Raw genomic sequence first — 26,293 nt, forward strand, 5'->3', positions numbered from 1 at the left:
AAAGAGCTGAGCTCAGCGTCGCATCGTGTCGAGCTGGGTCACTGGGGCGCTGTCGTTACCCCACGATCCGCGGATGAAGGTCAGCACCGCCGCCACGTCCGATGCATCGAGTTCCTGCCCGAACGGCGGCATGCCGTAGGGGCGCGGATTGCCCGTCGTGGCCGGCAGGTAGCCGCCATGGGCGATCACCTGGATCAGGTTCGTCGGCTGTGCCATGTTCACCGCGCGGTTGCCTGCGAGCGCCGGAAACGCGCCCGGCGAACCCTGGCCCTGGTCGCCGTGGCAATACGCGCAGCGCTGGTCGTAGATGCGCTCGCCGCGCGCCATCGTCGTGGCGTCGCGGCGCACGGAGGCGGTTGCGGCGGGCGCGGTGGCGGGCTGTGCCGGCGCGCCGGGCAGGTCCTTGAGGTAGCTGGCCATCGCGGCCAGGTCGGCATCGTTCAGGTGCTGCGTGCTGCGGAACACCACCTCGGCCATCGGTCCCATCACCGAGCCGCGCGGCGCCACGCCGGTCTTGAGCAGCGCGACCACGTCGGCCGCCGGCCAGTCGGTAACGCCGGCTTCGTGCGGATCGGTGAGCGATGGCGCATACCAGCCCTCGCCCGCGATCAGCCCGCCCGACAGCCCCAGCGCCGTCTGCGTGGCGCCGAGCGAATCGCGCGGGCCGTGGCAGGCGATGCAGTGGCCCAGGCCGCCCACCAGGTAGGCACCGCGGTTCCACTCGGCGGGCTTGCCCGCATCGGGCACGAAGGTCTCGGGCTTGAACGAGAGCGCCCGCCACACCGCCAGCGCCGCCTGCGTGTCGTACGGAAAGCGCAGCCTGTGGGGCCGGTTCGGCACCGCGGCGGGCGGCAGGCTCTGCAGGTAGGCGTAGATAGCATCCGAGTCCTCGCGCGTGACCTGCGTGAAGTTCGGGTACGGAAACGCGGGATACAGCAGCCGGCCGTCCTTGCTGCGGCCGTTGTGCATCGCGCGCCAGAAATGCGCGCTGCTCCAGCCGCCGATGCCGGCTTCGGCGTCGGGCGTGAGGTTGCTCGAATAGATCGCGCCGAACGGCGTCTCGATCGCCAGCCCGCCCGCATAGGCCTGGCCGCCGGCCGTCGTGTGGCAGCCGGCGCAGTTGCCCGCCAGTGCCAGGTAGCGCCCGCGCTCCACGCGTTGCGGTGTCGCCTGGAAATTCTCTTCGGCCTGCGCCGGCAGCGGGTCTTCGCCGCGCAGGTTCAGCGCCACGATGCCGCCGGCCGCAGCGCCGGCCAGCAAGGCCAGCACCAGCAGCGCCCATCCCAGGTGGCGCCACTTCATGGGTGCCTCGCTTCGGCACCGCCGCAGGCCATCGGCAGCGGGGCGGGCAGCGCGGCGGCGGGCTTCGGATCGGCTGGCATGGGCTGCACCGCGAGCCAGCTCGCGACGGCATTGACGTCGGCCGTCGTCATGCGCCGGCCGATCTCTGCCATGCAGTCGGGCGCGAGCGCATGCCGATCGCTCGTGAGCCAGGCGCCGAGCTGCGACGAGACATAGAGCCGCGGCAGGCCGAGCAGGCCCGGGATGGCCGGCTGCACGCCCGTGAGCGCCGCGCCGTGGCATTGCACGCAAGCCGGGATGCGGCGCGCCGCATCGCCCTCGAGCGCCAGTTGCCGGCCGCGTTCGAACTGCGCGGGCGTGGCGTCGCTCGTCGGAGGCACCGGCGGATAGGGCAGGTCGAGGTTGGCGAAGTAGGTCGCCATTTCCATCAGGTAGTCGTCGGTGAGGTGCTGCACCATGTAGCGCATGTCGGCATTGAAGCGCCGGCCGTCGCGGAAGCTGCGCAGCTGGTTGAACAGGTAGCCCGCCGGCTTGCCCGCCAAGCGCGGAAAGTAGCCGGCGTTGCTCGTGGCGCCGACGCGGCCGTGGCAGGCGATGCAGGCGGCCACGCGGCGTTCCATGTCGTTGGCAGGGGGGCTTTCGAGGGGTGCTGCGCCAGCGCTGCCATGCGCGAGCAGCAGCACGAGAACCGCGCGTATCGCGCGCATGAAAGAGGACATGCATCGACTGTGCACCAAGCCGGCGCGAAAAAACAGATGCAGATCCGGCGCAAATCACCGGCGCAGATAAAGTCGTGGCCCAAGCCCCATCTTTTCCATGAAGCGCTACGAAGCCCTTGCCGCCGACATCGAGGCCTCGATCCGCGGCGGCACCCTCAAGACCGGCGACCGCCTGCCCTCGGTGCGGCACACCGGCGAAAGCCGCGGTGTGAGCGCGTCGACCGTGTTCCAGGCGTACTACCTGCTCGAGGCGCGCGGCCTCGTGCGTGCGCGCGACCGCTCGGGCTACTACGTCACCGGCGGCGGCGGGCGCGACGTTCCGCCCGAGGCCAACCTCACCTCGCGCCCCGCGGGCGGACCGAGATCGCTCGACGTGAGCGACCAGGTGTTCGAGATCCTCGAAGCCAGCATGTCGCGCCAGGTGGTGCCATTCGGCTCGGCGTTCCCGAGCCCGCTGCTGTTTCCGCTCGCGCGGCTCGGCCAGTTCATGGCCGCGAGCGCCAAGTCGCTCGACCCCTGGCGCACCGTCGATGACCTCACGCCCGGCAGCGCGGCCCTGCGCCGCCAGGTCGCGCTGCGCTACCTGGGCGACGGCATGCAGGTGCCGGTCGACGAGATCGTCGTCACCAACGGCGCGCTCGAGGCGCTGAATCTCTGCCTTGCGGCCGTCACGCGGCCCGGCGATGCAGTCGTCGTCGAATCGCCGACCTTCTATGCGGCGCTGCAGGCCCTCGAGCGCATGGGCCTGCGCGCCATCGAGGTGCCCACGCACCCGGGCGAGGGCATCGACCTGGACGCGCTCGAACTCGCCATCGCGGCGCACCGCCCAAGCGCCTGCTGGCTCATGACCACCTTCCAGAATCCGCTCGGCAGCCTCATGCCCGATGCGAAGAAGAAAGCGCTGGTCGAACTGCTCGCGCGGCATGCGGTGCCGCTGATCGAAGACGACGTCTATGCCGAGCTCTACTTTGGCGACCGCCGCCCGCCACCGGCCAAGGCCTTCGACACCGAGGGCTTGGTGCTGCATTGCAGCTCGTTCTCGAAATGCCTCGCACCGGGCTACCGCATCGGCTGGGCGTCGGCCGGCCGCTTCGCGCGCGCGGTGGCGCGGCTCAAGCTCACGACCACGCTCAGCACCTCGGTGCCCTCGCAGCTCGCGCTGGCCGGCTACCTCGAGAAGGGCGGCCTCGACAAGCACCTGCGCAAGCTCCGCCAGGTGCTGGCCGTGCAGCAGGCGAGCTTCTCGCAAGCGCTGGGCCGCTACTTTCCCGCGGGCACGCGCGCCACGCGGCCGCTCGGCGGCTACTTCCTGTGGGTCGAGCTGCCGGCCCAGGTCGATGCGCTCGCGATCCACCGGCAGGCGCTCGAGCTCGGCATCAGCGTCGCGCCCGGGCCAATCTTCTCGGCCACGCGCGGCTTCGCGCATTGCCTGCGCCTGAACTACGGCCATGCGTGGAATGCGCAGAGCGAGAAGGCGATGCAAACGCTCGGCCGCCTCGTGGCCGAAGCCGCCCGGCAAGGCGGCGCCCTGACATGAGCACGCGCGATCTTTTCGACGATGCGCCCGAAGCCGAACCCCCGCGCGGGAAACAGGCGCTCGGCCCCGGCGCCTTCGTGCTGCGCGGGTTCGCGCTGTCGTTCGTGGACGAACTGCTCCCTGCGCTGGAGGCCGTCGCGCAGCGCGCCCCGTTCCGCCACCTCGTGACCCCCGGCGGCTTCACCATGTCGGTGGCCATGACCAACTGCGGCCGGCTCGGCTGGATCTCGGACCGGCGCGGCTACCGCTACGGCGAGCACGATCCGCAGACCGGCGATCCCTGGCCGCCGATGCCCGAGCCCTTCGAGCGGCTTGCCGCCGCGGCGGCCGCCGAGGCGGGCTTCGACGGCTTTGCGCCCGACGCCTGCCTGGTCAACCGCTACGAACCCGGCACGCGGCTGTCGCTGCACCAGGACAAGGACGAGCGCGACTACGCCGCACCCATCGTCTCGGTCTCGCTCGGCATGCCGGCCGTCTTTCTCTTCGGCGGCCTCGCGCGCGGCGACAAGCCCGCGCGCGTTCCGCTCGCACATGGCGACGTGGTGGTCTGGGGCGGCCCCGACCGGCTGCGCTACCACGGCGTGCTGCCGCTGGCCGACCGGCCGCATCCGCTGCTGGGCAGCCGGCGCATCAATTTGACGTTTCGCAAGGCGGGGTGAAGCCGCGGTTTCGACTTGGATGAGTTGTTCCGGTTTTCTGTGCACAACTCTGTGGGTTGTCTGAGGACCGGGGTGCCCAATGCCAGCACTGGCGCGGGTTCGCACCACATTGCCTGCGGAACAGGCAGCCGGCAGAGCAGGGGAAAAGTGCCGGGCGGCGGGCATGAAAAAAGCCCTAAGTAGTTGATCTACTTAGGGCTTTAGGGTGTTGGTGGCTCGCGGGGAACCTTCGCATCCCGCGCCAGACAGCCGGCGCCGAGACCTCATGGCAAACGGAGCAAGGCGAGGCCTCTGAAACGAACGTCGAACTCGACGATTTGGAACTCAGCCCTCGACGGCTGACAGCCTACATCGACGTTTCGAAGCAGCAACTCATTCAATCGTCCGTCGAAATCGAAACGATGCTGCGGGACCACCTCATGAAGGCCGCGGATCAGCTGATCGACTTTGCTGCGATCAACGGCAGCGGCATTGGTACTCAGCCACTCGGCATTCGGCACACGCCTGGCGTTGGCATCGTCGCCGGAGGCGCGAATGGTGCGACCTTTAACTGGGGGCATGTCGTAGACCTGGAAAGCCGTGTCGCCGAAACCGATGTGGCGATGAATCGGCCGGGCTATCTGGCGAACGCTGCGACGCGCGCTTGGCTGCGCAAGACGCAGCGCGGGCCAGATATGGGTTTCATCCTGGAGAGCAAGGTGCAGGACGAACCGCTGAACTCTTGGCCGCTGCTCGTGAGCAACAACGTTCCGAAGAATCTCAGCAAGGGCACTTCGACCGGCGTTTGTTCGAGCCTGATCTTCTCTGGTGACTGGAGCGAATTGCTCATCGCTCAGTTCGGCGAGCTGGATTTAATCGTTGATCCCTACACTTTCGCTTCGACCGCGACGGTGCGCATCACGATCAATCAGTTCGTAGAAATTGCTGTGCGACAGCCCAAGGCGTTCTCCATCATGGAAGACGGCCTTACCAGTTAACCGCACTCACTCGGGACTTTAAGAAGGAGCGCAGCGCGCTCCTTTTTTCTTGCTGATCTTCAAAGCCCTGGCTCACGGTGCGATGAGCGGGCATGCCCCAGAACTACGCGGCAGCCAAAGGCGCCCCGGTCCCACCGTTACTCAGCTGGCGAACGAAATGCTCTAACCCATCTGGCAGGCTTGCCTTGCCCGCCAAGTTGTCTAGCTCAAACTGAGCGCGGGCCCTAAATCCCTCTCGTGCGATGCCGGCGAAATGAACGGACTCTTCGCTGTTCCGGTCGGCTGCCAGATGCGCTAGCCAAGTGCGAAAGAACATGAGGGCGAACTTTCCTCGATATCTTATAGCAGCATCGAGCGAATCGAACTCAGCTTGATGGGCTGCCATCTCCTCTTCGAGCGGCTCTCGCTCTAAGGAAACCAAGACCTTCAAATCGTTCCCGCTGGGCTCCACGGCGGACAGAGCTACGTTGGCAATCTTGTTTATTTTTTGAGGCAGATCTTCAACTCGGCGAATATCGCACTTCTTGGAGAGATAAATTCTAAAGTTTAGATCGCGCGTTATGGCTAGAAACTCACCATATAGCTTGCCAAATAGATCAACCACCCCGGCTCGACATGCAGGCTCTGCGTGACAATGAAGTTCGTTCTTGAGCAGTTCTTCAAGAACGCCTTGATTAACTAGGTAGTTTTCAAAGGAATAAGCCTGTGTCATGAAGAGCTGCTCCGACTTCCCCTCTCCACGATAGTCATCGAAATCTCGGTCCATAAAGAAAAAGACCTTCGATGCAAGCCCGCCTTTATCCCGCTCTACTTGATCCTTCAGTTTGAGAAGCTGCCCCTTCCCTCCACAAGGGAAAGGCTCATATATTAACGTCGGATCTACGCGTTTGATCCATGCATAATATACGGACTTGTCTTCAATTCCCTCGAAGACAAATACCAACACATCAGGGTCCATTGATCGAAAGCTTGCCAGCTTGGACTTCAAAACGACTCCAACGTCGCGCGCCTTCTTAATGCCTTCTATGTACTGACGCTCCAGATCCTCAATTTCTTCCTCAAGCATTCAATTCATCCTCATCGTCCGGGAAAAGCGACCCCTCTGCAATCGGATCCAATCGCAAACGGAGGGATGTCGCGTACTCGTCCAGTTCGTTGTCAAAAACGAATGGCGAATGAGTAATCGCGACCACCTGAACACATGAGGGAGCGTTGATGATGTCCACGAGGATTTTTCTTTGCCAGTCGATCGACAATGACAACTCGGGCTCATCAATCAGGACAACCTTCTTTCCGGGATACAAATAAAGTCTTGCAAAAAGCGAGATCATCTGCTTTTCGCCAGAGGAAAGCGAATTTAGAGGAATTTTTCTCCGCGTACTAACACTGTGCACGCTGACCTTAAGATTGCGCCTATCGAGCTTAAGTATCTTGTCGTCGACAAATTGGTTTTTCCGCTCGCCTTCGTACTTGCTTATTGAATCGTCTTGGATCGACAGATACCGATTACAGTTTTCAATAAACTCTTCAACAACGCCTTCTACATCACGAGTCTTTTGCATTACGGTATTCAATTGACCCAGAAAATAAGTCAAGAACTTATTTGACTCCGCCGAAATGTCATCGCCGCTATAGATTCGATCAATATTGGGAATTTGGATATCGTTGTATGGCCCAATTCGTCGACCTTCTCGCAGTCGCGAGAAGAATAGATTGAGCGATTCTTTGCTCGGCCTCTCTTCAGGACTTGGGCTCGCTCTTTCAAAATCCCCGCTTATCAAATCATTGATAATATTGGCGCTGATTTCTCGATATCCCTGATTGGATTCAAAGAGCATTTCTTGATTCAATCGCGCAAGTCTCTCGGCAATATCAGCTAAGCCAAACTGAATATCACCGGTATAGAGCCCTTTTCTCAGAATCCCAAGGCGAGCCTGTATGCTCATTTTTCGCCGCCCCAATGACTCCTCTTGCTCCGGAATAGACAGTTCGATACGACGATAGGTCGGAAGATACACAACATCGATGCCAGCCAAAACCTCTTTGAGCTGGGATCGAATTTCATCAATGGTTTTATTTCTTCCAATAAGAGACAACGCAAGCCTGTCGCAGGCCGCGCGGGCCGCAGCAAAATCGTAGCCCGTTTTTGAGTGAATCTTGTAGAAGATATTGTTCCCGGTCAAATCCCGATGTTGATTTTTGATGTGCGGGTAATCACTTTCAATGAACTCCAAGAGCGCCAAAGGCTCGACCTCGTAGAGTTTTGCCGCGCCAAAAAACTCGGGCTCTGAACAGGATTTAAATAGCTCATCGATATCAGACTTGTTCAGAATGAATACCTGCTCGACGCCTCTAAGCTTGCATTCGATATAGGAAAAATGCAGCCCTCCCAATCTAGTAAACTGACCTTTTAAGAACGCGTCTAGTGCGCCGAGCAAGGTCGTTTTACCGGAGCCGTTTTTGGCAATTAGGATGGTCGCTGCAAATTTAGAGCGAAGGCTGATTGATCGGTAGCCATAGAGACCCTGCACACTGAAGTGCTCGACCAGAGAGGGCATGCCCCCGGCTCGGCTCACTTCGTCAGAGACAGTAGATTCGTTATCCAAAGCGTCCTCGTTGGTAGTTCAGCCGGCAACATAGCCCAGACTGAGCGGAAGCCGTCGAAAATCATGCTAACCGAAGAGTTGCAACTAGTAACGAGAGCTTGCCCGCTATGGGAGACGAAGTGGAAGCAGTAACTTCGGCTTCATCGAGCAGCCACCGTCTTGGTTACTGACGAAGTTACTGCACAATGGCTCGGAAGTACCTGGACAGTCGAGGCGGACTGTGGAAATGAAAAAGCCCTAAGTAGTTGATTACTTAGGGCTTTTAGACTCAAGCGGACAACCGCGAAAGTAGTGTTGGTGGCTCTTCACGGATTCGAACCGCGGACCTGTGGATTATGATTCCATCGCTCTAACCGACTGAGCTAAAGAGCCGTTCGGCACAGTGCTGCACCGAGCCCAAGATTATAGCGCAGGCTGCAGCCCCCTGATCAAGCCCTCCCACGCGCCGCGGCGTCTTTTTTGAGCCGCCCAACCCCGTTGCCCGCCGCCGCCCGTACAAGCCCGGGTGACAATCCGCCCATGTCCGCGCTGCCCCGCGCCCCTTCCGCCCAAGCCGCCAACGAGCGCGAAGCCATGCCCGACGACCAGTTGATGCTGGCCTACGCGCGCGGCGACGGCGCGGCCTTCGACGTGCTCTATGCGCGCCACGAGGCCGGGCTGTTCCGCTTCGTCAAGCGGATGCTCGGTGCACGGCTGGCGTCGCAGGCGGACGAGGTGTTCCAGGACACCTGGGTGCGGATCATTGGCGCGCGCGAGAGCTTCTCGCCACAGGGCGCGGCCTGGCGCACGTGGGCCTTCACGATTGCCCACAACCTTGCCATGGACCGGCTGCGCGTGAGCGGGCGCGAAGTGGCGCTCGACGATGCACACGGTGGCGACGACGACAGCGACCACGGCGCGGTGCCGATGCTCGACCGGGGCGTGCGCGCCGCGGCCGGCCACGCCGGGGCGCATCCCTCGGCCGAGGAACTCGCGTTCTGGCGCGCCGCGGGCCGGCGCCTGCTGGCTTGCCTCGACGAACTGCCGGCCGAGCAACGCGCCGCCTTCCTGCTGCACCACGAGGACGGCATGACCGTCGAAGCGCTCGCGGCCAGCCTGCAGATCGGCTTCGAGACCGTGCGCAGCCGGCTGCGCTACGGCTTGCAGAAACTGCGCACCTGCATGGCGCGCTACCTGTCGGTGCTGGGGCAGGGCGCATGACTACCAACGACGACAACGACGACAAGGCACTGCGCGATCCCGCGTTGCGCCGCGCGCTCGACCATGCGCCCGACCGCGAGGCATTGCCCGACCCCCGCACCCGCGATGCGATCCGCAAGATGGCGCACAACCTTGCGCCTGCGTCCGCGCCATCGGCGGCGCCTGCCGCTGCCATCCCCTGGTGGCGCCGCTGGCTCGGTGGCGGCGGCGACGCGAAGAACCGCATGCCGTGGAACGCGGCCTTTGCCACGGTGCTCGTGGCGACCTTCGTCACGGTGCTCTGGCAGCGCGAGCCGGTGCCCGATGCGCGGCTGGACGGGGAGGCGCGTGTCGCGCAGGCCCCTGCGCCGGCACCAACACCTGCACCTGCACCTGCACCTGCACCTGCACCGGAGGCCGCGCGCAGCCCGCTCGAAACAGAGGCAGCGCAGCGACGGACCGAGCCAGCACATGAGCCAGCACCTTCCGCGGCAGCGTCGGACCGCGCTGCGATCGAGCCGGAGCGCAGCACGTCGCCCGCGCGGCAATCCGCCCCGGCGCCCGCGCAAGCGCCAGAACAGGCGATGCAGGCCGAGGCTTCAGGCGCCTCGCGCCAGGCCCTGGTCGCACGCAAAGCCGCACCAGCGCCGGCCGCCGCGCCGGCGCGAGCGCCTTCGTTCGCAGCGCTCGACCGCTGGACCTCGCTGAACTGGATGGCCGGCGGTCAGGCCGTGCGAGAGGCACGCGGTGACACCGAAGGTCTGGCGGCACTGGTGAACGCTGTCGCGCGCTCGGCCATCCTGCCGGGCAGCGCGCTGGCTGCGCCGGTCGAGGCGCAGATCGAGCTGCACGCGGACGCGCAACTGCTCGCGGTGCTCGAGATCGCGGGCGACCAGGTGCGCTGGACGGCCCCGCAGGGCGGCGCCAGCTTCGTCGGCACGCCGCCCGCGCCGGCGCTCGCGGTGCTGCGCGCAGCGCTCAGGCGTTCTTGAAGTCGGGCTGGCGCTTGGCCAGGAAGGCGTCCATGCCTTCCTTCTGGTCCTGCGTGGCGAACAGCGCGTGGAACAGCCGGCGCTCGAACATCACGCCGTCGGAGAGGCCGCTTTCGAAGGCGCGGTTGACCGATTCCTTGGCCGCCATCACCGCGATCTGCGAGTAGCCGGCAATGACCAGCGCGGCGCCCAGCGCTTCGTCGGCGAGCTTGTCGTAGGGCACCACACGGCTCACGAGCCCGGCGCGCTCTGCCTCGGCCGCGTCCATCATGCGGGCGGTGAGCGCCATGTCCATCGCCTTGCTCTTGCCAACCGCGCGCGGCAGGCGCTGCGTGCCGCCCGCGCCGGGGATCACGCCGATCTTGATCTCGGGCTGGCCGAACTTGGCGTTGTCGGCCGCGATGATGAAGTCGCACATCATCGCGAGCTCGCAGCCGCCGCCCAGCGCGAAGCCGCTCACCGCGGCGATCACCGGCTTGCGGATCGAGCGGATGGTTTCCCAGTTGCGCGTGATGTAGTCGCCCTTGTAGGTGTCGATGAAGCTGTACTTGGCCATGGCCGCGATGTCGGCGCCGGCCGCGAACGCGCGCTCGCTGCCCGTGATGATGATGCAGCCGATCGCGTCGTCGGCATCGAAGGCCTTGAGCGCGTGGCCCAGCTCGGTCATCAGCGCGTCGTTCAGCGCATTGAGCGCCTTCGGACGGTTGAGGGTGACGATGCCGACCTTGCCTGCTTCGGTCCGCACGTCGATGTTTTCGTAGCTCATGGTGTCTCCGGAAAAGGGGAAGAAAACGCGCTTCACTATACCCAGCATCGCTGTGCGGCCGTGGCTGCGGCAGGGCTTCATTTGAGAATTATTCTCATCTAGAATGCCCGCCATGGAATCCCCCATGGAAGAACATGCCGTGCTGCTGCGGGCCTATGCCCGCGCCCAGGAGCGCTGCTCGCGCCTCCTGGCGGAGCAGGCCGCCCGGATCGAGCGGCTCGAGGCGCAGGTCGTGCGATTGCGCGGTGCGCTCGTGGCGCGCGATTCGGCCATCGCGCTCGTGCGCGAGGAGCTTTCGGCGCGTGCGGCTGCGGGCGGTGCATTGCCGAAGCGGCTGCATGGCCTGCTGGCGCCGGTGCGCCGGCGCGCGCCGTTGCCGTTGCCGTTGCCATCTGCGGACCTGCGCGAGAAAGCTGTGCTGTGCGTCGGCCGCACGGAAGAGGCCGAAGCGCCTTCGCTCGCTCGCCAGCTGGTCGAGATCGCCGGCGGGCGCTACCTGCACCATGGTGGCGGCGATGCCGATGCGCATGCGCTCGAAGCAGGGCTGCGTGCGGCCGACCTCGTGATCTGCCAGACCGGCTGCGTGAGCCACGGCGCCTACTGGCGCGTGCAGGACCACTGTCGTCGCACCGGCAAGCCCTGCGTGCTCGTGGGCGATGCGCAGCCGGTCCAGTTCATGCGCCAGCAGCCGGCCAACGCCCCCGCTGCCGAAGAACAGGCACACGGCCTGCGCTGATGCTGATGCGTACGGCTCAGCCGCCTTCGCTGGGCGCAAGCCAGGCCGACACCTTGGCCGGATCGTGCGCGAACAGCCGCCAGGTGGTGGCACCGACCGGCAGCACGAGCGGCAACCTGAGCAGCTTGCGGTCGCGCGAGACGATGGCGGTGCAGCGCGTGGCACCGCCGAGGTAGAGCGCCAGATCGTCGAGCTTGGCGATGCGCCAGGCCTGGCCGGTGCGCTGCTGCTGTCCCTTGCGGCCGGTGGCGGGCAGCTCGATGCCGATCCATTCGTCATTCGCCGAGAAGCCGGCCTTCTCGGCCGCGCCGCCGCGCAGCACCACCTTGACCTGCACGCTGCCGTTGCTTTCGGCCACACGCAGGCCCAGGGCCTGGGCCTGCTGCGACGGATCTTCGAGCGCGGCCACGCCGTGCGCGCGCAGCAGCGCGGACAGCGGCAGCTCGTCGGTCGAATGCACCCACTGCGCCAGCTCTGCGGCGTACGAGCGGCCGCCCACGGCCTCGAGTGCGGCGGCAATGCCGGCTTCGTCGATCGGCCCGCCGCCGCTGTGCGTCCAGAGGTGCCGCATCACGTCGTCGAGCGTGCCCTTGCCTTCGCGGCGCAGCGTGAGGTCGAAGCACAGCGCGACCAGCGCGCCCTTGGTGTAGTAGCTGACGGTGCTGTTGGGCGTCTGCTCGTCCTGCCGGTAGTACTTGACCCAGGCGTCGAAGCTCGCGTCGGCCACCGGCTGCACGAGGCGGCCCGGGGTCTGCAGCACCTGGTTGATGGTCTTGTTGAGCAGGCGCAGGTAGCCGGCGTCGTCGATGCGCCCGGCCCGTCGCAGCAACAGGTCGTCGTAGTAGCTCGTGAAGCCTTCGAAGAACCACAGCAGTTGCGTGTAGTTCTCGCGGCCGTAGTCGTAGCGTGCGAATTCGGCCGGGCGCATGCGCTTGACGTTCCAGGTATGGAAGTACTCATGGCTGATGAGGCCCATCAGCGTGGTGTAGCCCTCGGGCTGCTTCTTCGCGCCGCGCTGAGGCAGGTCGCGCCGGTTGCAGATCAACGCCGTGGAATGCCGGTGTTCGAGCCCGCCGTAGCCGTCGTCTACCGCGTTGAGCATGAAGACGTAGCGGTCGATCGGCAGCGCCGGACCGCCGCGGCGGCCGGCCTTGTCGCCGTGCCAGAAGCGCAGCTCGGCCTCGCAGATGGCCTGGGTGTCGGCGATCAGCCGCTCGCCGTCGAACGAGGCCGCGGCGCCCGCGACCACGAAGCGGTGCGGCACGCCGCAGGCTTCGAACTCGGCGCTCCAGAAGGCGCCCATCTCGACCGGGCTGTCGGCGAGTTCGTCGTAGTCGGCGGCCAGGTAGCGACCGAAGCCCTGCCTGTCGATCTTCGCGGGCCGCAGCGCGGTGGCGCACGACCAGCGTGCGGCATCGGGCGTGGGCAGTGCGGGTGCGACGACCTCGAGCGCATGCGGCGCCTCGGTGTGGCCCTCGACGCGCAAGCACAGGCTGGTGCCGTTGAAGAAGCCACGTGCGGCATCGAGCCAGGCGGTGCGCACCGAGTTGTCGTAGGCGCACACCTGGTAGTGCAGCACCAGAGGCTGGCCCGGCGCGCAGTCGATCTGCCAGTTGCATTTGTCGAGCTGCACGAGCAGGGGCTTGCGGCGCCCCTGCGTGGCCCGCAGGCCCTGCAGGTTCTTGGCGAACTCGCGCACCAGGTAGCTGCCCGGAATCCACACCGGCAGCGAGACACGCTGTTGCGCCGCGGGCGCGGCAATGGTCAGGGTGACGGCGTAGAGATGCGCATGCAGGTCGGCGCATTCGATGCGGTAGTGCACCGCCGCCTCCGGCACCGCCTTGCCGGCGCGCCGGGATGGAGTCTGCGCGGCCATCAGTTGGTGGACGCGGCGAGTTGCTTCTCGACCTGCTCCGCGGGAATGGCGCCCGGCGTGCGCGTGCCGTCGGCAAAGATGAGCGTGGGCGTCCCGGTGATGTTGTACTTGCGGCCGAACTCCACGTTGCGCTGCAGGGCGGCCACGTCGCAGCCGGCGGCTGCGGCGGTGGGCTTGACGTTGGCTTCCATCCAGTCGCTCCAGGCCTTGCCCTTGTCCTTGCTGCACCAGATGTCGCGCGACTTGGTGGCCGAGTCGGCACCGAGCACCGGGTAGAGGAACAGGTACATCGTGATGTTGTCGACCGACTTCATGTCCTTCTCGAAGCGCTTGCAGTAACCGCAGTTCGGGTCTTCGAACACCGCGAGCTTGCGCTTGCCGTTGCCGCGCACGATCTTGATCGCGTCCTTCACGGGCAGCTTGTCGAACGACACCTGGCTGAGCTTCTCGAGGCGCTCCTCGGTCAGGTTCTTGCGCGCGTTCACGTCGATCAGGTTGCCCTGGAGCAGGTAGTTGCCCATCTCGTCGGTGTAGTAGATCTGGAAGCCGTTCACGCGCACTTCGTAGAGGCCGGGCATCGGCGACTTGGTGACTTCGTCGATCGTCGGGAACTGCGGGATCCGCGCGGGCAGGTTCTTGCGGATCTCGGCCTCGCCGGCCAGGGCCGTGGCGGCCGATGCGAGCATGCAGGCGGCGAGAATTACGTGGCGTGCGAATGTCTTCATTGGGGCTCTCTTGGATGGATTCATGCCTTCAAGCCCATCGCCTGGTTGGCGATCCATTGCTTGAGAAGGCGCGTGCGGTCGAAGCCGCGCATGCCCCAGTTGCGCAGCGCGGGCAGCGGATCGGTGCTGTGCGAAAAAAGCTGCTGCAGGCCGTCGGTGGCGAGGCTCATCTGCAGCACGCCGGCGCGGCGTGCACGCTCGTAGCGGCGCAGCAGGCGGAGGTCGCCCACGCTGCGCCAGTAGTCGCGGTGAGTGATCAGGTCGGCCAGCATGGCTGCATCGGCCAGGCCGAGATTGAGGCCCTGGCCCGCGAGCGGATGCACGGTATGCGCGGCATCGCCCGCCAGCGCCCACGACTGCGGCGCGCCCTGCGCCGCCGGCATGGTGCCGGTCCAGCGGTCGGCCATCGCGCGTGAGAGCGGCCAGGCGCTGCGCTCGCTCGCGAGCTGCAGCGCGCCCAGGGCGCCGTGGCTGGCTTCGGTCACGGCCGTGCTGAATTCGTCAGGGCCGAGCGCGAGCAGGTCGGGCGCGCGGAACTGGTCGACCGACCACACCAGCGCGAGCGACCGCCCCTGCGCACCGCCCATGGGCAGCAGCGCGAGCACTTCGCCCTTGTCGTTGAACCACTGGCGCGCCGTGCCGTCGTGCGGCTGCGCGGACTCGAGCCGTGCCGCGATCGCATGCTGGGGATAGCGCGTGACTTCGTAGCTCACGCCCAGCGCTTCGCGCGTGGCGCTTGCCTTGCCTTCGCACACCACGGTGAGCGGAGCGGGAACGGGTTCGGCCACCACCTCGACCTGCGGCTGGAAGCGCACCGCATCGGCGAGCTGTTGCTCGAGCGCGGGCACGTCGACGATCCAGGCCAGCGCCTCGACCTCCTGCCGCGCGGCGCTGAACTGCACGCGGCCGCCCTCGTCGCCGTTCACGCGCATCTCGCGCACCGGCGTGGCATGGGCGGCATCGGGCCAGGCGCGCAGCGATTCGAGCAGCGTCTTCGAAGCCGTGTTGAGCGCATAGGCCCGGATGTCCGGCTTGCCCGCCGCGGCGGGCGGAACCACCAGCGCGACCCGCACGCGTTCGCGCGCGAGCAACAGGGCCAGCGTCCGGCCGACGATGCCGGCGCCGCGTATGCAAACTTCAGGGGGAAGGGCCATTCGGCCATTGTAAGAACATGCCCGGCGCCGGCCGGGGCGCGGCCCAATGCGGGACAATCGCCGCGAATTTCAAGGAACCCCACGTGCCACAGCCCGACTTCGACTTTCAAGCCACCATCTCGCGCCTGTTCGTCTACCCCGTCAAATCGTGCGCGGGGGTCGAGCTCCCCGAGGCGCTGCTGACCGAGACGGGGCTCGAGTTCGACCGAGCCTGGATGGTGGTCGATGCCGAAGGCGAATTCGTCACGCAGCGGCAGCTCCCGCGCATGGCGCTGATCCGGCCGCAGATGAAGTACACCGAGGCGGTGCTGCGCGCGCCGGGCATGCTGGCGCTGCACCTGGCGTTCGACCGGGTCGAGAAGCCGGTGCGCGTGCGGGTCTGGAAGGACGAGGTCGCCGCCTACGACATGGGCGACATCGCGGCGCAGTGGTTCAGCGACTTCCTCTCCGAACCGGGCAAGCCGCAGGCGCTGCGGCTGGTGCGCTTCGATCCCGAGCACAAGCGGCTGTCGAACCTCGAGTGGACCGGCGGTGCCGAGGCCACGAACCAGTTCGCCGATGGCTATCCGCTGCTGGTGGCCAGCGAAGGCTCGCTCGCCGAACTCAACGAGCGGCTGGCCGCGGCGGGCCACGATGCCGTCGGCATCGAGCGCTTTCGCCCGAACATCGTGCTCGCCGGCATCGAGGCGCACGACGAGGACCGCGTTGATGCGCTGCACATCGCCACCGCCGAAGGCGAAGCCGAACTGAAGCCGGTCAAGCCGTGCACGCGCTGCCCGATCCCCGACATCGACCCGGCAACCGGCCTCAGCAGCCCCGAGGTCGGCGACATGCTGCGCACCTACCGCGCCGATGCGCGGGTCGACGGGCGCATCACCTTCGGCATGAACTGCATCGTGGTGTCGGGCGTGGAGCAGATGCTCCGGGTGGGGCAGGCCGTGGGTGCGAACTACCGCTTCGAATAGAACCGCCGCGCCGGCGGTGTTGCTGCATTCGGAACGTCAGAACGCGACGCCGGCCACCAGCATGATGTTGGCGTAGGGCGTGCATTCGCCAGTGCGCACGATGGCGCGCGCCTGGGCGCTGCGGCGCTTGAATTCCTCGTGCGACACCGTCTGCGGCGCGATGCCGAGCGACGGGGGATACCAGTCGGGCAAGGCACGGCTGCCGTCCTTCAGCGCCTCGTCGGCGATCACGACGGCCTCGACCTGCATTTCCGACAGCACCGCCTGGAGCACGTCGGCGAGCAGCGGCACGCCGCGCGCCACGGCCAGGTCGATGCGGCGCGGACCGTCGGGGATCGGCAGGCCGGCGTCGCCGATCACGAGCATGTCGCCGTGGCCGAGTGCGGCGATCACGTGGGAGAGTTCGGCATGCAGCAGGGCAGAGCGTTTCACAGCGCGGTCCAGTCGGGTGGCAGGGGGCTTTGCAGCACGGCGTCGCGCTGCGGGATCGAAGGTTGCGCGCCGGGCTGCTGGATGCACAGCGCGGCGGCGCGGATGCCCAGGCGCACCGCGGCGTCGAAGGATTGCCCTTCGCCGAGCGCCACCGCCAGCGCGCCGAGAAAGGTGTCGCCTGCGGCGGTGGTGTCGACCGGCTGCACCTTCGGCGCGGGATGGTGGCGGGCGCCGTCGGCGTCCACCGCCACTGCGCCGCGCGCGCCGAGCGTGACGACCACGCGTGCGATGCCCCTGGCGCGCAGCACCTGGCCCGCGAGCGCCGCCTGCCGCGGGCTGTCGGCCGGCAGCCCGCACAGCGCCTCGGCCTCGATCTCGTTGACCACCAGCGTGTCGATGCGCGGCCACATCGCGTCGGCGATGGGTTGCACCGGCGACGGATTGAGCAGCACCTTGCAGCCGGCATCGTGGGCCACCGCGACGGCGCGCGCCACCTGGTCCATCGGTACCTCGAACTGCGCAACAAGAAAGGCCGCATCCGCAAGCTGCGCGCGCAGCGCGGGCTCGTCGAGCGCCACCTGCGCATTGGCGCCTGGCACCATCACGATGCGGTTCTGGCCGCTGTCTTCCACCAGGATCAGCGCGGTGCCGGTGGGCTCGCCGCCGGCGGCGGTGCGCAGCGCGGCGGTGTCGATGCCGTCGCGCGCAAGCGCGTCGCGCAGTGCGCGGCCATGGGCATCGTCGCCGACGCAACCCACCATCGCGACGCGGGCGCCTTGGCGCGCACAGCTCACGGCCTGGTTCGCACCCTTGCCGCCCGGAATGTGGTCGATCGAACGGCCGAGCAGGGTCTCGCCGGCGGCGGGCGCCTGCGGCACGCGCAGCACGATGTCCATATTGAGGCTGCCGAGCACCACGATGCGCGGCAATGAAGAGGGGTTCGGACTCACGGGGTGCGGGACTTTCTTTGCTCCGCGGCGGGTGCCTCGGACGTGGGGGTGGCGGCCTGGCGCGAGCTCGAATGTCGTGCGGTCGATGCGCGCACGCGCAGTTCGGGCTGCAGCACCACCTTGCGCGGGTCGCGCCGCTTGCCGCCGACGCGCTCGAGCAGCATGTCGACCGCCAGCGCGCCGATGCGTTCCTTGGGTTGCGCCACGGTGGTGAGCGGCGGGCTGGTGTAGGCCGAGAGTTCGATGTCGTCGAAGCCGACGATCGAGAGGTCGTCGGGCACGTGCACGCCGCTCTCGTGCGCGGCGCGCAGTGCGCCGATGGCCATCAGGTCGTTGCAGACGAACACGGCCGAAGGCGCCTCTTCGGTGCGCAGGATCGCGTGCATGGCCTCGTAGCCGCCCTGGCTCGTGAACCCGCCGCGCCAGAGCAGCGCGTCGGCATTCGGCGCGGCGCCGGTTTCGGCCAGCGCCATGCGCCAGCCCTCGATGCGCTGCTCGCTCGGCATCACGCCGACCGGACCGCCGATGCAGGCGATGCGCCGATGGCCAAGCGACAGCAGGTGCCGCACCGCGAGCAGGCCGCCCTGCATGTGGGCCGTCTCCACGAGGTCGCAGTCGGGGTCGGCGATCTCGCGGTCGACCAGCACCGTCGGGATGCGCAGCCCGTGCAGCTGCGTGACCAGCGAGTCGTCGTCGCCGGCGCCGGTGGACACCACGATCAGCCCGTCGATGCGGCGCTCGGCCAGCACCTGCAGGTACACGCTCTGCCGGCGCGGCTCGTCGTCGGTGTTGCACAGCACCAGCGTGTAGCCGGCGCCGAAGCAGCGGTCTTCGACGATGCGCACGATCTCGGCGAAGTACGGGTTCGAGCTGTTCGGAATCAGCATGCCGAGCGTCGACGTGGTGTTGCTCTTGAGGCTGCGCGCCATCGCGTTGGGCACGTAGCCCAGCTCGCGGATCGCCTGCTCCACGCGCTCGCGGCCCTTGGCGCTCACATGGCGCGTGTCGTTGACCACGTGCGAGACGGTGGTGACCGAAACCCCGGCGCGCAGCGCGACGTCCTTGATGGTGGCCATGGATGCTTCGTCCTTCCTTCAGGCCAGGCGCCGTTCGGCACGGCGCTGGCGCAGGGTGTCGATGATCACCGCGACCACGATCACCGCACCCGTGATGATGCGCTTGCTCGGCTCGCTCGCGCCGACCTGCGCCAAGCCGGCCTCGAGCACCGCGATGATGAGCACACCGAAGAAGGTGTTGACCACCGAGCCACGCCCGCCCATGAGGCTGGTGCCGCCGATCACCACGGCCGCGATCACCTGCAGCTCGATGCCGACGCCGGCATTCGGATCGGCGGCCTCGAGGCGGGCCGACTGCATCAGCCCGGCAAGGCCGGCCAGCACGCCGGTGGCGGCGAACACGATGATGCGGATCGGCCGCGGATCGATGCCCGCGAGCCGCATCGCCTCTTCGTTGGTGCCGATGCCCACCACATGGCGGCCGAAGACGGTGCGCGTGAGCACCAGCTGGCCCACGACCACCAGCACCACCGCGATCACGAATGCGGCCGAGATGCCGCCGATCCACGGCGTGGCGAGGCCGGAGACGGCGTCGCCCACGTACTGCGTGCGCGAGTCGGTCACGAGGTAGGCGCCGCCGCGCACCGCCTCGAGCATGCCGAGCGACACGATGAAGCTCGGCAGCCGCCAGGCCACCGAGACCGCGCCGGTGATGGTGCCGCAGACCAGCCCGGTCGCGAGGCCCAGCGCCGCGGCGAGCGGCACCGAGAGCTTCCATTCGAGGATCGCCGCGGCCGTGACCGCCGCGCTGAGCGCCAGCACCGAGCCCACGGAGAGATCGATGCCCGCGATGATCAGCACGAAGGTCATGCCGACCGCCATGACCGCGAGCGCGGGAATCTCGTTGGCGATCGAGACGAAGGTCTCGCGCGTGAGGAAGTATTCGCTGAGCGTGCCGAAGAGGGCAATCATGCCGACGAGCACGACGGTCAGGCCGAGGTAGGTGCCGAGCTGGCCCCGCCATGCGGACGGTGCGGAAGCGGCTGGGGCGGCAGAGGGTGGGGCGGCTGCGTTCATGGTGTCTCGGCAGGGGCCGTTCGGCCGGGGGTCGATTCGGAAGGGGCGGCGTCGTCGGGGTCGTTCGGGGCGGCGGGGCGGCCCGCCGCGTCGCTGAACGCGGCCGCGAGCAGCGACTGTTCGCTCCAAGCGCCGCGCTCGAACACCGCCACGAGCCGCCCGGCGCTCATCACACCGATGCGGTCGCACATGGCCATCAGTTCGCGCAGGTCGCTCGACACCATCAGCAGCGCGCGGCCGGCGTCGGTCATGCGGTCGAGTTCCGCGTACAGGTCGGCGCGCGCGCCCACGTCCACGCCGCGCGTGGGCTCGTCGAGCAGCAGCACCTTGCATTCGCGGTGCAGCCAGCGCGCGAACACCACCTTCTGCTGGTTGCCGCCGCTCAACGTGGCCACCGGCTGCTCGATGCTGCGCGAGCGGATGCGAAGCAGATCGACCAGGCGCCGCGCGATGCCGCGTTCGCGCGCGCGCTGCAGCCAGCCGGCGCGCGAGACCGCACCCAGATCGCTCAGCGTGGCATTGACGCGGATCGACTGCGCGAGCAGCAGGCCTTGCGACTTGCGGTCTTCGGTGACGAGGCCGATGCCGGTGCGGATCGCCTGCATCGGCGAGCGCCAGCCCCTGGCGACGCGGCGCACCGGCTGGCCCCCGGCGTCGTGCAGGACGATCTCGCCGCGGTCCGCGCGGTCGGCGCCGAACAGCAGCCGCACGAGCTCGGTGCGGCCCGAGCCGACCAGGCCCGCGAGGCCCATGACCTCGCCGGCATGCAGCGCGATGTCGACGTCGCGCACCGCGTCGGCCCGGCCCAGGCCGCGCGCGCTCAGCAGCACCGGCCCGGCCACGCGGCGCGGGCGGCCCTCGTGCTCGTGCACCGCGCGGCCGACCATGCGCTGCACCAGCTCGGATTCCCGCACGCCGGCCATCGGCCGCACGTCCACCAGGCGGCCGTCGCGCAGCACCGCCACGCGGTCTGCAATGCGCTGCAGTTCCTCGAGCCGGTGCGAGACATAGACGATCGCCACGCCACGTGCCTTGAGCAGCGCGATCTGCTCGAACAGGTGCGCGGTCTCGCGCGGCGTGAGCATGGCGGTGGGCTCGTCGAGCACCAGCACGCGCGTGTCGTCCTGCAGGTTGCGCGCGATCTCCACCATCTGCTGCTGGCCGATGCCGAGCCGCGCGACCGGCATGGCCGGGTCGATGTTCTGCATGCCGATCTTCGCGAGCTGGCGCGCGGCCAGTTCGTGCAGCTGGCCGCGGCGGATCCAGCCGGTCGTGTGCGGCAGCCGGTCGAGCAGCAGGTTCTCGGCCACCGACAGCGTGGTGACCAGGCCGAGCTCCTGCATGACCATGCGCACGCCCAGGCGCTCGGCATCGCGGCGCGAGGCCGGGGCGAAGGCCGCGCCATCGAGCAGCATGCGCCCGCGCGTGGGCTGCACCAGCCCGCAGACGATCTTCGACAGCGTGCTCTTGCCGGCGCCGTTCTCGCCGGTGAGCGCCAGCACCTCGCCCGCATTCAGGTCGAGCGAAACGCCGTCGAGCACCGGCGCCGCGTAGTCCTTGCCGAGCCCGCTGGCGGACAGCACGGGCACGGCCTCGATGGCGGCGGCGGATGCGTTCACGATCGGCTTTCGCGGCGGTGCTGCGGGGCGGTGCTGCGCTTTACTTGGCCGGCGACGATTTCGTCACCAGCACCACGTCGGTCTTCACCGCCGCGGGCATCTCGGACTGCTTCTTCTTGTCGGCCAGCGCCTTGAGCGCGGTCTCGATGCCGAACACCGCCTGCTTCGCGGCGAACTGGTCGGCCGTGGCGAGCACCCGGCCGTCCGCCAGCATCGGCTTGATGGCGCCGATGTTGTCGTAGCCCACCACCAGCACCTTGCCGGTCTTGCCGGCGGCCTTGACCGCGGCGACCGCGCCCAGCGCCATGCTGTCGTTGCCGGCGAGCAGTGCCTTCAGGTCGGGATGCTCGCGCATCATGCCGGCCGCGACGGTGTTGCCCTTGTCGATTTCCCACTGGCCCGACTGCACGCCCACCACGGTGGCGCCGGCTGCCTTCATCGCATCCTGGTAGCCGAGGGTGCGCTGCTGCGCATTGAAGGTGGTCGATACGCCTTCGATGATGCCGACCTTGTCGCCGGCCTTCAGGCTCTTGGCGAGCTCGTCGCCCACCAGCTTGGCGCCTGCGCGGTTGTCGGGGCCGACGAAGGGCACCTGGATACCCTTTTCCTTCAGCGCCGCGGCATCGAGCTGGTTGTCGATGTTGACCACGAGAATGCCGCGGTCGATGGCGGTCTTGATCACCGGTACCAGGGCCTTGGAGTCGGCCGGGGCGATGACCAGCGCATTGATCTTCTGCGCCATCATCTGCTCGACCATCTTGATCTGGGCGGCCGTGTCGGTCTCGTCCTTGATGCCGTTGGCCACCAGCGTGTACTGCGCCGCATTGGCCTTCTGGTGCGCCTTGGCGCCGTCTTCCATGGTGCGGAAGAACTCGTTGGCGAGCGACTTCATGACCAGCGCGACCTTGGGTTTCTCCTGCGCGAAGGCGGCGGGCGCGCAGAGGCTGCCCAGGAGGGCCAGGGCGGCGGCGCTTTGCAGGGTGCGGCGGGTGAACTTCATGGTGTGTCTCCAGGGAGGGATGATCGGGCGCCGGTCTGTGCCGGGGGTGCCGATATTACCGAAGGAAAACGTTTGCGCAAACGTTTGCTATTTGGTTTTTGATCGGGTTTAACCCTGAGGGGAGCGACCGCTGGGAGCGACGCAAAGGCGTGCCGGCCGGAGGGCGCGCCGGGCCGACTTAAAATCCGCGGTTACCCAAGAGGACCCCCCATGAGTTTGCAATGCGGCATCGTCGGCCTGCCCAACGTCGGTAAATCCACCCTTTTCAATGCGCTGACCAAGGCTGGCATCGCGGCGGAGAACTATCCGTTCTGCACCATCGAGCCGAACGTGGGCGTGGTGGAAGTGCCCGATCCGCGGCTCGCGCAGCTCAGCGAGATCGTCAAGCCCGAACGCGTGGTGCCCGCCATCGTAGAGTTCGTCGACATCGCCGGCCTCGTGGCCGGCGCCAGCACCGGCGAGGGCCTGGGCAACAAGTTCCTCGCCCACATCCGCGAGACCGACGCCACGGTGAACGTGGTGCGCTGCTTCGACGACGAGAACGTGATCCACGTGGCCGGCAAGGTCGATCCGATCTCCGACATCGAAGTGATCCAGACCGAGCTGTGCTTGGCCGACCTGGCCACGGTCGAGAAGGCGCTGCACCGCCACACCAAGGTCGCACGCTCGGGCGACAAGGATGCGCAGAAGCTCGTCGGCCTGCTCGAACGCTGCCAGGCCGCGCTGAACGAGAACACGCCGGTGCGCGCGCTCGAATTCACCAAGGAAGAAATGCCGCTGGTGAAGAGCTTCACGCTGATCACCGCCAAGCCCGCCATGTTCGTGGGCAACGTGGCGGAAGACGGCTTCGAGAACAACCCGTACCTCGACCGCCTGCGCGAGTACGCGGCGAAGCAGGGTGCGCCGGTGGTTGCCATCTGCGCCAAGATCGAAGCCGAACTCGCCGAGATGGACGACGAGGACAAGACGATGTTCCTGGCCGAGATCGGCCAGGATGAGCCCGGCCTCAACCGCCTGATCCGCGCGGCCTACAAGCTGCTCGGCCTGCAGACCTACTTCACGGCCGGCGTGAAGGAAGTGCGCGCCTGGACCATCCACATCGGCGACACCGGCCCGCAGGCCGCCGGCGTGATCCACGGCGACTTCGAGAAGGGCTACATCCGCGCCCAGACCATCGCCTTCGACGATTACATCGCCTACAAGGGCGAGCAGGGCGCGAAAGACGCGGGGAAGATGCGCTCGGAAGGCAAGGAATACGTCGTCAAGGATGGCGACGTGATGAACTTCCTGTTCAGTTCCTGAAGCCTCGCATGCTCACCGTCCACCACCTCGAAAACTCGCGCTCGCAGCGCGTGCTCTGGCTGCTCGAAGAGCTCGCGCTTCCCTACGAGATCGTCCGCTACCAGCGCGATCCGCAGACCATGCTGGCGCCCGCTTCGCTGCGTGCCGTGCATCCGCTCGGCAAGTCGCCGGTGGTGACGACCGACGACGGCGAGGTGCTCGCCGAGTCGGGCGCGATCCTCGAGACGATGGTCGAACGCCACGGCGGCGGCGCGCTGGTGCCCGCGCCCGGCTCGCCCGAGGCCTTGCGCTATCGCTACTGGATGCACTTCGCGGAAGGCACGGCGATGTCGCCGCTGCTGCTCAAGCTGGTGTTCGACCGGATCGAAGGCAGCAAGATGCCGTTCTTCGTGAAGCCGATCGCGAAGATGATCTCGGCCAAGGCCAAGGCGGCGTTCATTCTTCCGAACATCGAGAGCCATCTCGACTTCATGGAAGCCGAGCTCGGCAAGAGCGAATGGTTTGCCGGCAGCGCGTTCACCGCGGCCGACATCCAGATGAGCTTTCCGGTGGAAGCCGCGCAGGCGCGTGGCGGCCTCGATGCGAAGCGCCCGCGCCTCATGGACTATCTGGCGCGCATCCATGCGCGGCCGGCCTATCAGCGTGCGTTGGCGCGCGGCGGCCCGTTCAAGCTGCGCTGACGAGGCGCGCGCTCACTCACGCTGCGCTCATCGCGCAGCGCTCTTTGCTCATGACGGGAAGATGTAGAGCAGCGCCACCGTCATGCAGACGTAGCGCAGGAATTTCCCGATAGCCATGTAGCCGAGGCAGGGCCAGAACGGCAGCTTGAGCCAGCCTGCCACCGCGCAGAGCGGATCACCGACGATCGGCAGCCAGCTCAGCAGGCAGGCCTTGGGGCCGAGCCGCTCGAGCCAGCTCAGCACCCGCACATGGTGTTTCGAATGCGAATATTTGTCCGCCACCTTGTGCGCGCCGTAGCCGAGCCACCAGTCCACGGCGCCGCCCAGCGTGTTGCCGGCGGTGGCCACCAGCACGGCCGGCCAGAACATGTCGGGGTTGAGCTTCAGCAGGCCGAAGAGAACCGGCTCCGACCCCACGGGCAGCAGCGTGGCCGAGACGAACGCCGCGATGAACAGCGTGGAGAGTCCGTATTGCGGCAGCGCGAGAAGCGCGAGGAGAGCGTCGAGCCAGGCTTGCATAAAGTGGAATGAGTCGGCGCAGTATAGGCAGGCGGCCGGCTGCGGCAGGTCGGAGAAAAGGCCGTGCGCAACAGGTGTTTGCACCTGCATCGCATGCGCAAATCGTTTCAGCGGCCGAAATGCCGCGTGGCTACAATCGTGCCTCATTTTTCAGCAGCAGCCGGACGCGCGACGCCTCTTCCCCCATGACCTTGCAGATCGGCAATCACACGCTGGAAAACCGCCTGTTCGTCGCGCCCATGGCCGGCGTGACCGACCGGCCGTTCCGCATGCTGTGCCGCGAACTCGGCGCGGGCTATGCGGTCAGCGAGATGGTCACCTCGCGCAAGGATCTCTGGAATACGCTCAAGACCTCGCGCCGCGCCAACCACGAGGGCGAGCCGGGCCCCATCTCCGTGCAGATCGCGGGCACCGACGCGGCCATGATGGCCGAGGCCGCGGTCTACAACATCGAGCGCGGCGCGCAGATCATCGACATCAACATGGGCTGCCCGGCCAAGAAGGTCTGCAACAAGTGGGCCGGCTCGGCGCTGATGCGCGACGAGCCGCTCGCGCGCGAGATCGTGCAGGCCGTGGTCGATGCGGCGCAGCCCTTCGGCGTGCCGGTGACGCTGAAGATGCGCACCGGCTGGAGCCAGGAGCAGCGCAATGCGGTGAGGCTCGCGCGCGAGTTCGAATTGGCCGGCGTGCAGATGCTCACGGTGCATGGCCGAACGCGCGAGCAGGGCTACAAGGGCCACGCCGAGTACGACACCATCGCCGCGGTGAAGGCGGCCGTGCGCATCCCCGTGGTGGCGAACGGCGACATCCGCTCGCCCGAAAAGGCGCGCGACGTGCTCGCGGCCACCGGTGCCGACGCCGTGATGATCGGCCGCGCGGCCCAGGGCCGGCCGTGGATCTTTCGCGAGATCGCGCACTTCCTGGCCACGGGCATGCACCTTGCGCCGCCGCTGGTGGCCGAAGTGCGCCGCCTGCTGCTCGACCACCTCGAGGCGCACTACGCGCTCTATGGCGAATGGAGCGGCGTGCGCAGCGCGCGCAAGCACATCGGCTGGTACGTGCGCATGCTGCCCGACGGCGAGGCCTTCCGAGCGCAGATGAACGGCATCGAGGATGCTCCCGCGCAGTTGCGCGTGGTGGGCGACTATTTCGACGGGTTGGCGGACCGCATGGACCGCATGCCCGAATACGAGGCGGCCGAAGAGCTGCCAGGTGAAGAGGAGGCGGCCTGCGCCACCGATTGAGAGAGAGAAGAAAAAAACCATGAGCAAGAAACACATCGAGGACTGCGTGCGCACCAGTCTGGACAGCTACTTTCGCGATCTGCGCGGCACCGAACCCGACGGCATGTACGAGATGCTCGTGCGCGTGGTCGAGAAACCCTTGCTCGACGTCGTCATGACGCGCGCCGAGGGCAACCAGTCGAAGGCCGCGCAATGGTTGGGCCTGAACCGCAACACCCTCCGCAAGAAGCTCGTCGAGCACAAACTTTTGAAATAACCACG

Annotated in this window: 25 protein-coding genes, 1 tRNA gene and 1 pseudogene; 11 read left to right on the top strand and 16 right to left on the bottom strand. The window is 67.0% G+C overall.

Translation table 11 applies throughout. The annotated features are described in order from the left end of the window. Positions 1–12: 12 nt before the first annotated feature. Both AC3A6G_RS16940 and AC3A6G_RS16945 read right to left on the bottom strand, forming a co-directional pair. Complete coding sequence (locus AC3A6G_RS16940) at positions 13–1,302, bottom strand: c-type cytochrome (RefSeq protein WP_487874126.1); 1,290 nt, start codon at positions 1,300–1,302, stop codon at positions 13–15. Beyond that, on the bottom strand, positions 1,299–2,009 hold the full coding sequence (locus AC3A6G_RS16945) for a c-type cytochrome (protein WP_487874127.1): 711 nt from the start codon (positions 2,007–2,009) through the stop codon (positions 1,299–1,301). Before AC3A6G_RS16945 ends, AC3A6G_RS16940 begins: the two co-directional genes overlap by 4 nt. 109 nt (positions 2,010–2,118) lie before the next feature. Here AC3A6G_RS16945 and AC3A6G_RS16950 point away from each other — a divergent pair, with 109 nt between their 5' ends. The 3 genes and pseudogenes from AC3A6G_RS16950 to AC3A6G_RS16960 all read left to right on the top strand — a co-directional run. Continuing rightward, positions 2,119–3,558: an aminotransferase-like domain-containing protein gene (locus AC3A6G_RS16950; protein WP_487874128.1), complete on the top strand. Its 1,440-nt coding sequence runs from the start codon at positions 2,119–2,121 to the stop codon at positions 3,556–3,558. Beyond that, complete coding sequence (gene alkB, locus AC3A6G_RS16955; RefSeq protein ID WP_487874129.1) at positions 3,555–4,217, top strand: DNA oxidative demethylase AlkB; 663 nt, start codon at positions 3,555–3,557, stop codon at positions 4,215–4,217. The genes AC3A6G_RS16950 and alkB overlap by 4 nt, the downstream gene beginning before the upstream one ends. Before the next feature lie 230 nt (positions 4,218–4,447). Continuing rightward, positions 4,448–5,194 (top strand): annotated as a pseudogene (locus tag AC3A6G_RS16960) (phage major capsid protein); the annotation flags it as partial. Between the two features lie 103 nt (positions 5,195–5,297). On the opposite strand, the gene AC3A6G_RS16965 reads toward AC3A6G_RS16960, so the two are convergent. From AC3A6G_RS16965 to AC3A6G_RS16975, 3 genes are all read right to left on the bottom strand, one after another. Next, positions 5,298–6,260, bottom strand: coding sequence for a DUF4435 domain-containing protein (locus AC3A6G_RS16965; protein WP_487874130.1), 963 nt, complete (start codon positions 6,258–6,260; stop codon positions 5,298–5,300). Then, positions 6,253–7,800 carry an AAA family ATPase gene (locus AC3A6G_RS16970; protein ID WP_487874131.1) on the bottom strand — a complete coding sequence of 516 codons (1,548 nt, stop codon included), beginning with the start codon at positions 7,798–7,800 and terminating at the stop codon, positions 6,253–6,255. Before AC3A6G_RS16970 ends, AC3A6G_RS16965 begins: the two co-directional genes overlap by 8 nt. A gap of 295 nt (positions 7,801–8,095) precedes the next feature. Beyond that, a tRNA-Met gene (locus tag AC3A6G_RS16975) sits at positions 8,096–8,172 on the bottom strand. A gap of 147 nt (positions 8,173–8,319) precedes the next feature. On the opposite strand from AC3A6G_RS16975, the gene AC3A6G_RS16980 reads away from it, so the two are divergent. Next, the gene (locus AC3A6G_RS16980; RefSeq protein WP_487874132.1) at positions 8,320–9,000 is read left to right on the top strand and encodes a sigma-70 family RNA polymerase sigma factor; all 681 of its coding nucleotides are present in this window, start codon (positions 8,320–8,322) and stop codon (positions 8,998–9,000) included. After that, complete coding sequence (locus AC3A6G_RS16985; RefSeq protein ID WP_487874133.1) at positions 8,997–9,971, top strand: hypothetical protein; 975 nt, start codon at positions 8,997–8,999, stop codon at positions 9,969–9,971. The genes AC3A6G_RS16980 and AC3A6G_RS16985 overlap by 4 nt, the downstream gene beginning before the upstream one ends. Here the strand turns inward: AC3A6G_RS16985 and AC3A6G_RS16990 are convergent. Next, on the bottom strand, positions 9,958–10,737 hold the full coding sequence (locus AC3A6G_RS16990) for an enoyl-CoA hydratase (protein WP_487862428.1): 780 nt from the start codon (positions 10,735–10,737) through the stop codon (positions 9,958–9,960). The genes AC3A6G_RS16985 and AC3A6G_RS16990 overlap by 14 nt on opposite strands. 112 nt (positions 10,738–10,849) lie before the next feature. Here AC3A6G_RS16990 and AC3A6G_RS16995 point away from each other — a divergent pair, with 112 nt between their 5' ends. Continuing rightward, positions 10,850–11,473, top strand: coding sequence for a DUF2325 domain-containing protein (locus AC3A6G_RS16995; RefSeq protein ID WP_487874134.1), 624 nt, complete (start codon positions 10,850–10,852; stop codon positions 11,471–11,473). Between the two features lie 16 nt (positions 11,474–11,489). Here AC3A6G_RS16995 and AC3A6G_RS17000 read toward each other — a convergent pair whose 3' ends face one another. Genes AC3A6G_RS17000 through AC3A6G_RS17010 form a run of 3 tightly spaced genes read right to left on the bottom strand, consistent with a single transcriptional unit; the run spans position 11,490 to position 15,228 of the window. Beyond that, on the bottom strand, positions 11,490–13,349 hold the full coding sequence (locus tag AC3A6G_RS17000; protein ID WP_487874135.1) for a M61 family metallopeptidase: 1,860 nt from the start codon (positions 13,347–13,349) through the stop codon (positions 11,490–11,492). Continuing rightward, positions 13,349–14,074 carry a DsbC family protein gene (locus AC3A6G_RS17005; RefSeq protein ID WP_487874136.1) on the bottom strand — a complete coding sequence of 242 codons (726 nt, stop codon included), beginning with the start codon at positions 14,072–14,074 and terminating at the stop codon, positions 13,349–13,351. The genes AC3A6G_RS17000 and AC3A6G_RS17005 overlap by 1 nt, the downstream gene beginning before the upstream one ends. A gap of 20 nt (positions 14,075–14,094) precedes the next feature. Continuing rightward, positions 14,095–15,228 carry an FAD-dependent monooxygenase gene (locus tag AC3A6G_RS17010; RefSeq protein ID WP_487862432.1) on the bottom strand — a complete coding sequence of 378 codons (1,134 nt, stop codon included), beginning with the start codon at positions 15,226–15,228 and terminating at the stop codon, positions 14,095–14,097. Between the two features lie 83 nt (positions 15,229–15,311). On the opposite strand from AC3A6G_RS17010, the gene AC3A6G_RS17015 reads away from it, so the two are divergent. Further along, positions 15,312–16,193, top strand: coding sequence for an MOSC domain-containing protein (locus AC3A6G_RS17015; RefSeq protein WP_487874137.1), 882 nt, complete (start codon positions 15,312–15,314; stop codon positions 16,191–16,193). A 36-nt stretch (positions 16,194–16,229) separates the two neighbouring features. Here the strand turns inward: AC3A6G_RS17015 and rbsD are convergent, their stop codons facing one another. The 6 genes from rbsD to AC3A6G_RS17045 are packed head-to-tail and all read right to left on the bottom strand — an operon-like array spanning position 16,230 to position 22,287. Further along, positions 16,230–16,625: a D-ribose pyranase gene (gene rbsD, locus AC3A6G_RS17020; protein ID WP_487862434.1), complete on the bottom strand. Its 396-nt coding sequence runs from the start codon at positions 16,623–16,625 to the stop codon at positions 16,230–16,232. Then, positions 16,622–17,575 carry a ribokinase gene (gene rbsK, locus AC3A6G_RS17025; RefSeq protein ID WP_487862435.1) on the bottom strand — a complete coding sequence of 318 codons (954 nt, stop codon included), beginning with the start codon at positions 17,573–17,575 and terminating at the stop codon, positions 16,622–16,624. Before rbsK ends, rbsD begins: the two co-directional genes overlap by 4 nt. After that, positions 17,572–18,651 (bottom strand): LacI family DNA-binding transcriptional regulator, encoded by a 1,080-nt coding sequence (locus AC3A6G_RS17030; protein WP_487865096.1) that lies wholly within the window; start codon positions 18,649–18,651, stop codon positions 17,572–17,574. Before AC3A6G_RS17030 ends, rbsK begins: the two co-directional genes overlap by 4 nt. An 18-nt stretch (positions 18,652–18,669) precedes the next feature. Continuing rightward, a complete protein-coding gene (locus AC3A6G_RS17035; protein WP_487874138.1) occupies positions 18,670–19,668 on the bottom strand; it encodes an ABC transporter permease in 999 nt (332 codons plus the stop codon). Further along, on the bottom strand, positions 19,665–21,287 hold the full coding sequence (locus AC3A6G_RS17040) for a sugar ABC transporter ATP-binding protein (RefSeq protein WP_487874139.1): 1,623 nt from the start codon (positions 21,285–21,287) through the stop codon (positions 19,665–19,667). Before AC3A6G_RS17040 ends, AC3A6G_RS17035 begins: the two co-directional genes overlap by 4 nt. Positions 21,288–21,327: 40 nt before the next feature. After that, the gene (locus AC3A6G_RS17045) at positions 21,328–22,287 is read right to left on the bottom strand and encodes a substrate-binding domain-containing protein (protein ID WP_487862439.1); all 960 of its coding nucleotides are present in this window, start codon (positions 22,285–22,287) and stop codon (positions 21,328–21,330) included. Positions 22,288–22,497: 210 nt separating this feature from the next. Here AC3A6G_RS17045 and ychF point away from each other — a divergent pair, with 210 nt between their 5' ends. Continuing rightward, the gene (gene ychF, locus AC3A6G_RS17050) at positions 22,498–23,589 is read left to right on the top strand and encodes a redox-regulated ATPase YchF (protein ID WP_487863167.1); all 1,092 of its coding nucleotides are present in this window, start codon (positions 22,498–22,500) and stop codon (positions 23,587–23,589) included. An 8-nt stretch (positions 23,590–23,597) separates the two neighbouring features. After that, entirely contained in the window at positions 23,598–24,269 is a 672-nt protein-coding gene (locus tag AC3A6G_RS17055; protein WP_487863166.1) for a glutathione S-transferase, read from the top strand. 48 nt (positions 24,270–24,317) lie between these two features. Here AC3A6G_RS17055 and AC3A6G_RS17060 read toward each other — a convergent pair whose 3' ends face one another. Beyond that, positions 24,318–24,788: a YqaA family protein gene (locus AC3A6G_RS17060; protein WP_487874140.1), complete on the bottom strand. Its 471-nt coding sequence runs from the start codon at positions 24,786–24,788 to the stop codon at positions 24,318–24,320. A 185-nt stretch (positions 24,789–24,973) separates the two neighbouring features. Between AC3A6G_RS17060 and dusB the strand changes: the two genes are divergently transcribed. Continuing rightward, positions 24,974–26,032: a tRNA dihydrouridine synthase DusB gene (gene dusB, locus AC3A6G_RS17065; protein ID WP_487874141.1), complete on the top strand. Its 1,059-nt coding sequence runs from the start codon at positions 24,974–24,976 to the stop codon at positions 26,030–26,032. Positions 26,033–26,051: 19 nt separating this feature from the next. Next, on the top strand, positions 26,052–26,288 hold the full coding sequence (locus AC3A6G_RS17070) for a Fis family transcriptional regulator (protein WP_007838304.1): 237 nt from the start codon (positions 26,052–26,054) through the stop codon (positions 26,286–26,288). The last annotated feature ends 5 nt before the right edge of the window (positions 26,289–26,293 follow it).

The organism is Variovorax sp. Soil_C_26 (assembly GCF_057657075.1).

Excerpts from the sequence above, each read along its gene's own strand:
- AC3A6G_RS17070 (WP_007838304.1), top strand. The coding sequence starts at position 26,052 with ATGAGCAAGAAACACATCGAGGACTGCGTGCGCACCAGTCTGGACAGC.
- ychF (WP_487863167.1), top strand. The coding sequence starts at position 22,498 with ATGAGTTTGCAATGCGGCATCGTCGGCCTGCCCAACGTCGGTAAATCC.
- AC3A6G_RS16980 (WP_487874132.1), top strand. The coding sequence starts at position 8,320 with ATGTCCGCGCTGCCCCGCGCCCCTTCCGCCCAAGCCGCCAACGAGCGC.
- AC3A6G_RS16965 (WP_487874130.1), bottom strand. The coding sequence starts at position 6,260 with ATGCTTGAGGAAGAAATTGAGGATCTGGAGCGTCAGTACATAGAAGGC.
- AC3A6G_RS17030 (WP_487865096.1), bottom strand. The coding sequence starts at position 18,651 with ATGGCCACCATCAAGGACGTCGCGCTGCGCGCCGGGGTTTCGGTCACC.
- AC3A6G_RS17035 (WP_487874138.1), bottom strand. The coding sequence starts at position 19,668 with ATGAACGCAGCCGCCCCACCCTCTGCCGCCCCAGCCGCTTCCGCACCG.
- AC3A6G_RS16995 (WP_487874134.1), top strand. The coding sequence starts at position 10,850 with ATGGAATCCCCCATGGAAGAACATGCCGTGCTGCTGCGGGCCTATGCC.
- AC3A6G_RS17055 (WP_487863166.1), top strand. The coding sequence starts at position 23,598 with ATGCTCACCGTCCACCACCTCGAAAACTCGCGCTCGCAGCGCGTGCTC.
- alkB (WP_487874129.1), top strand. The coding sequence starts at position 3,555 with ATGAGCACGCGCGATCTTTTCGACGATGCGCCCGAAGCCGAACCCCCG.
- AC3A6G_RS17005 (WP_487874136.1), bottom strand. The coding sequence starts at position 14,074 with ATGAAGACATTCGCACGCCACGTAATTCTCGCCGCCTGCATGCTCGCA.
- AC3A6G_RS17060 (WP_487874140.1), bottom strand. The coding sequence starts at position 24,788 with ATGCAAGCCTGGCTCGACGCTCTCCTCGCGCTTCTCGCGCTGCCGCAA.
- AC3A6G_RS16950 (WP_487874128.1), top strand. The coding sequence starts at position 2,119 with ATGAAGCGCTACGAAGCCCTTGCCGCCGACATCGAGGCCTCGATCCGC.
- AC3A6G_RS16985 (WP_487874133.1), top strand. The coding sequence starts at position 8,997 with ATGACTACCAACGACGACAACGACGACAAGGCACTGCGCGATCCCGCG.
- dusB (WP_487874141.1), top strand. The coding sequence starts at position 24,974 with ATGACCTTGCAGATCGGCAATCACACGCTGGAAAACCGCCTGTTCGTC.
- AC3A6G_RS17045 (WP_487862439.1), bottom strand. The coding sequence starts at position 22,287 with ATGAAGTTCACCCGCCGCACCCTGCAAAGCGCCGCCGCCCTGGCCCTC.
- AC3A6G_RS17010 (WP_487862432.1), bottom strand. The coding sequence starts at position 15,228 with ATGGCCCTTCCCCCTGAAGTTTGCATACGCGGCGCCGGCATCGTCGGC.
- AC3A6G_RS16945 (WP_487874127.1), bottom strand. The coding sequence starts at position 2,009 with ATGCGCGCGATACGCGCGGTTCTCGTGCTGCTGCTCGCGCATGGCAGC.
- AC3A6G_RS16990 (WP_487862428.1), bottom strand. The coding sequence starts at position 10,737 with ATGAGCTACGAAAACATCGACGTGCGGACCGAAGCAGGCAAGGTCGGC.
- AC3A6G_RS17000 (WP_487874135.1), bottom strand. The coding sequence starts at position 13,349 with ATGGCCGCGCAGACTCCATCCCGGCGCGCCGGCAAGGCGGTGCCGGAG.
- AC3A6G_RS16940 (WP_487874126.1), bottom strand. The coding sequence starts at position 1,302 with ATGAAGTGGCGCCACCTGGGATGGGCGCTGCTGGTGCTGGCCTTGCTG.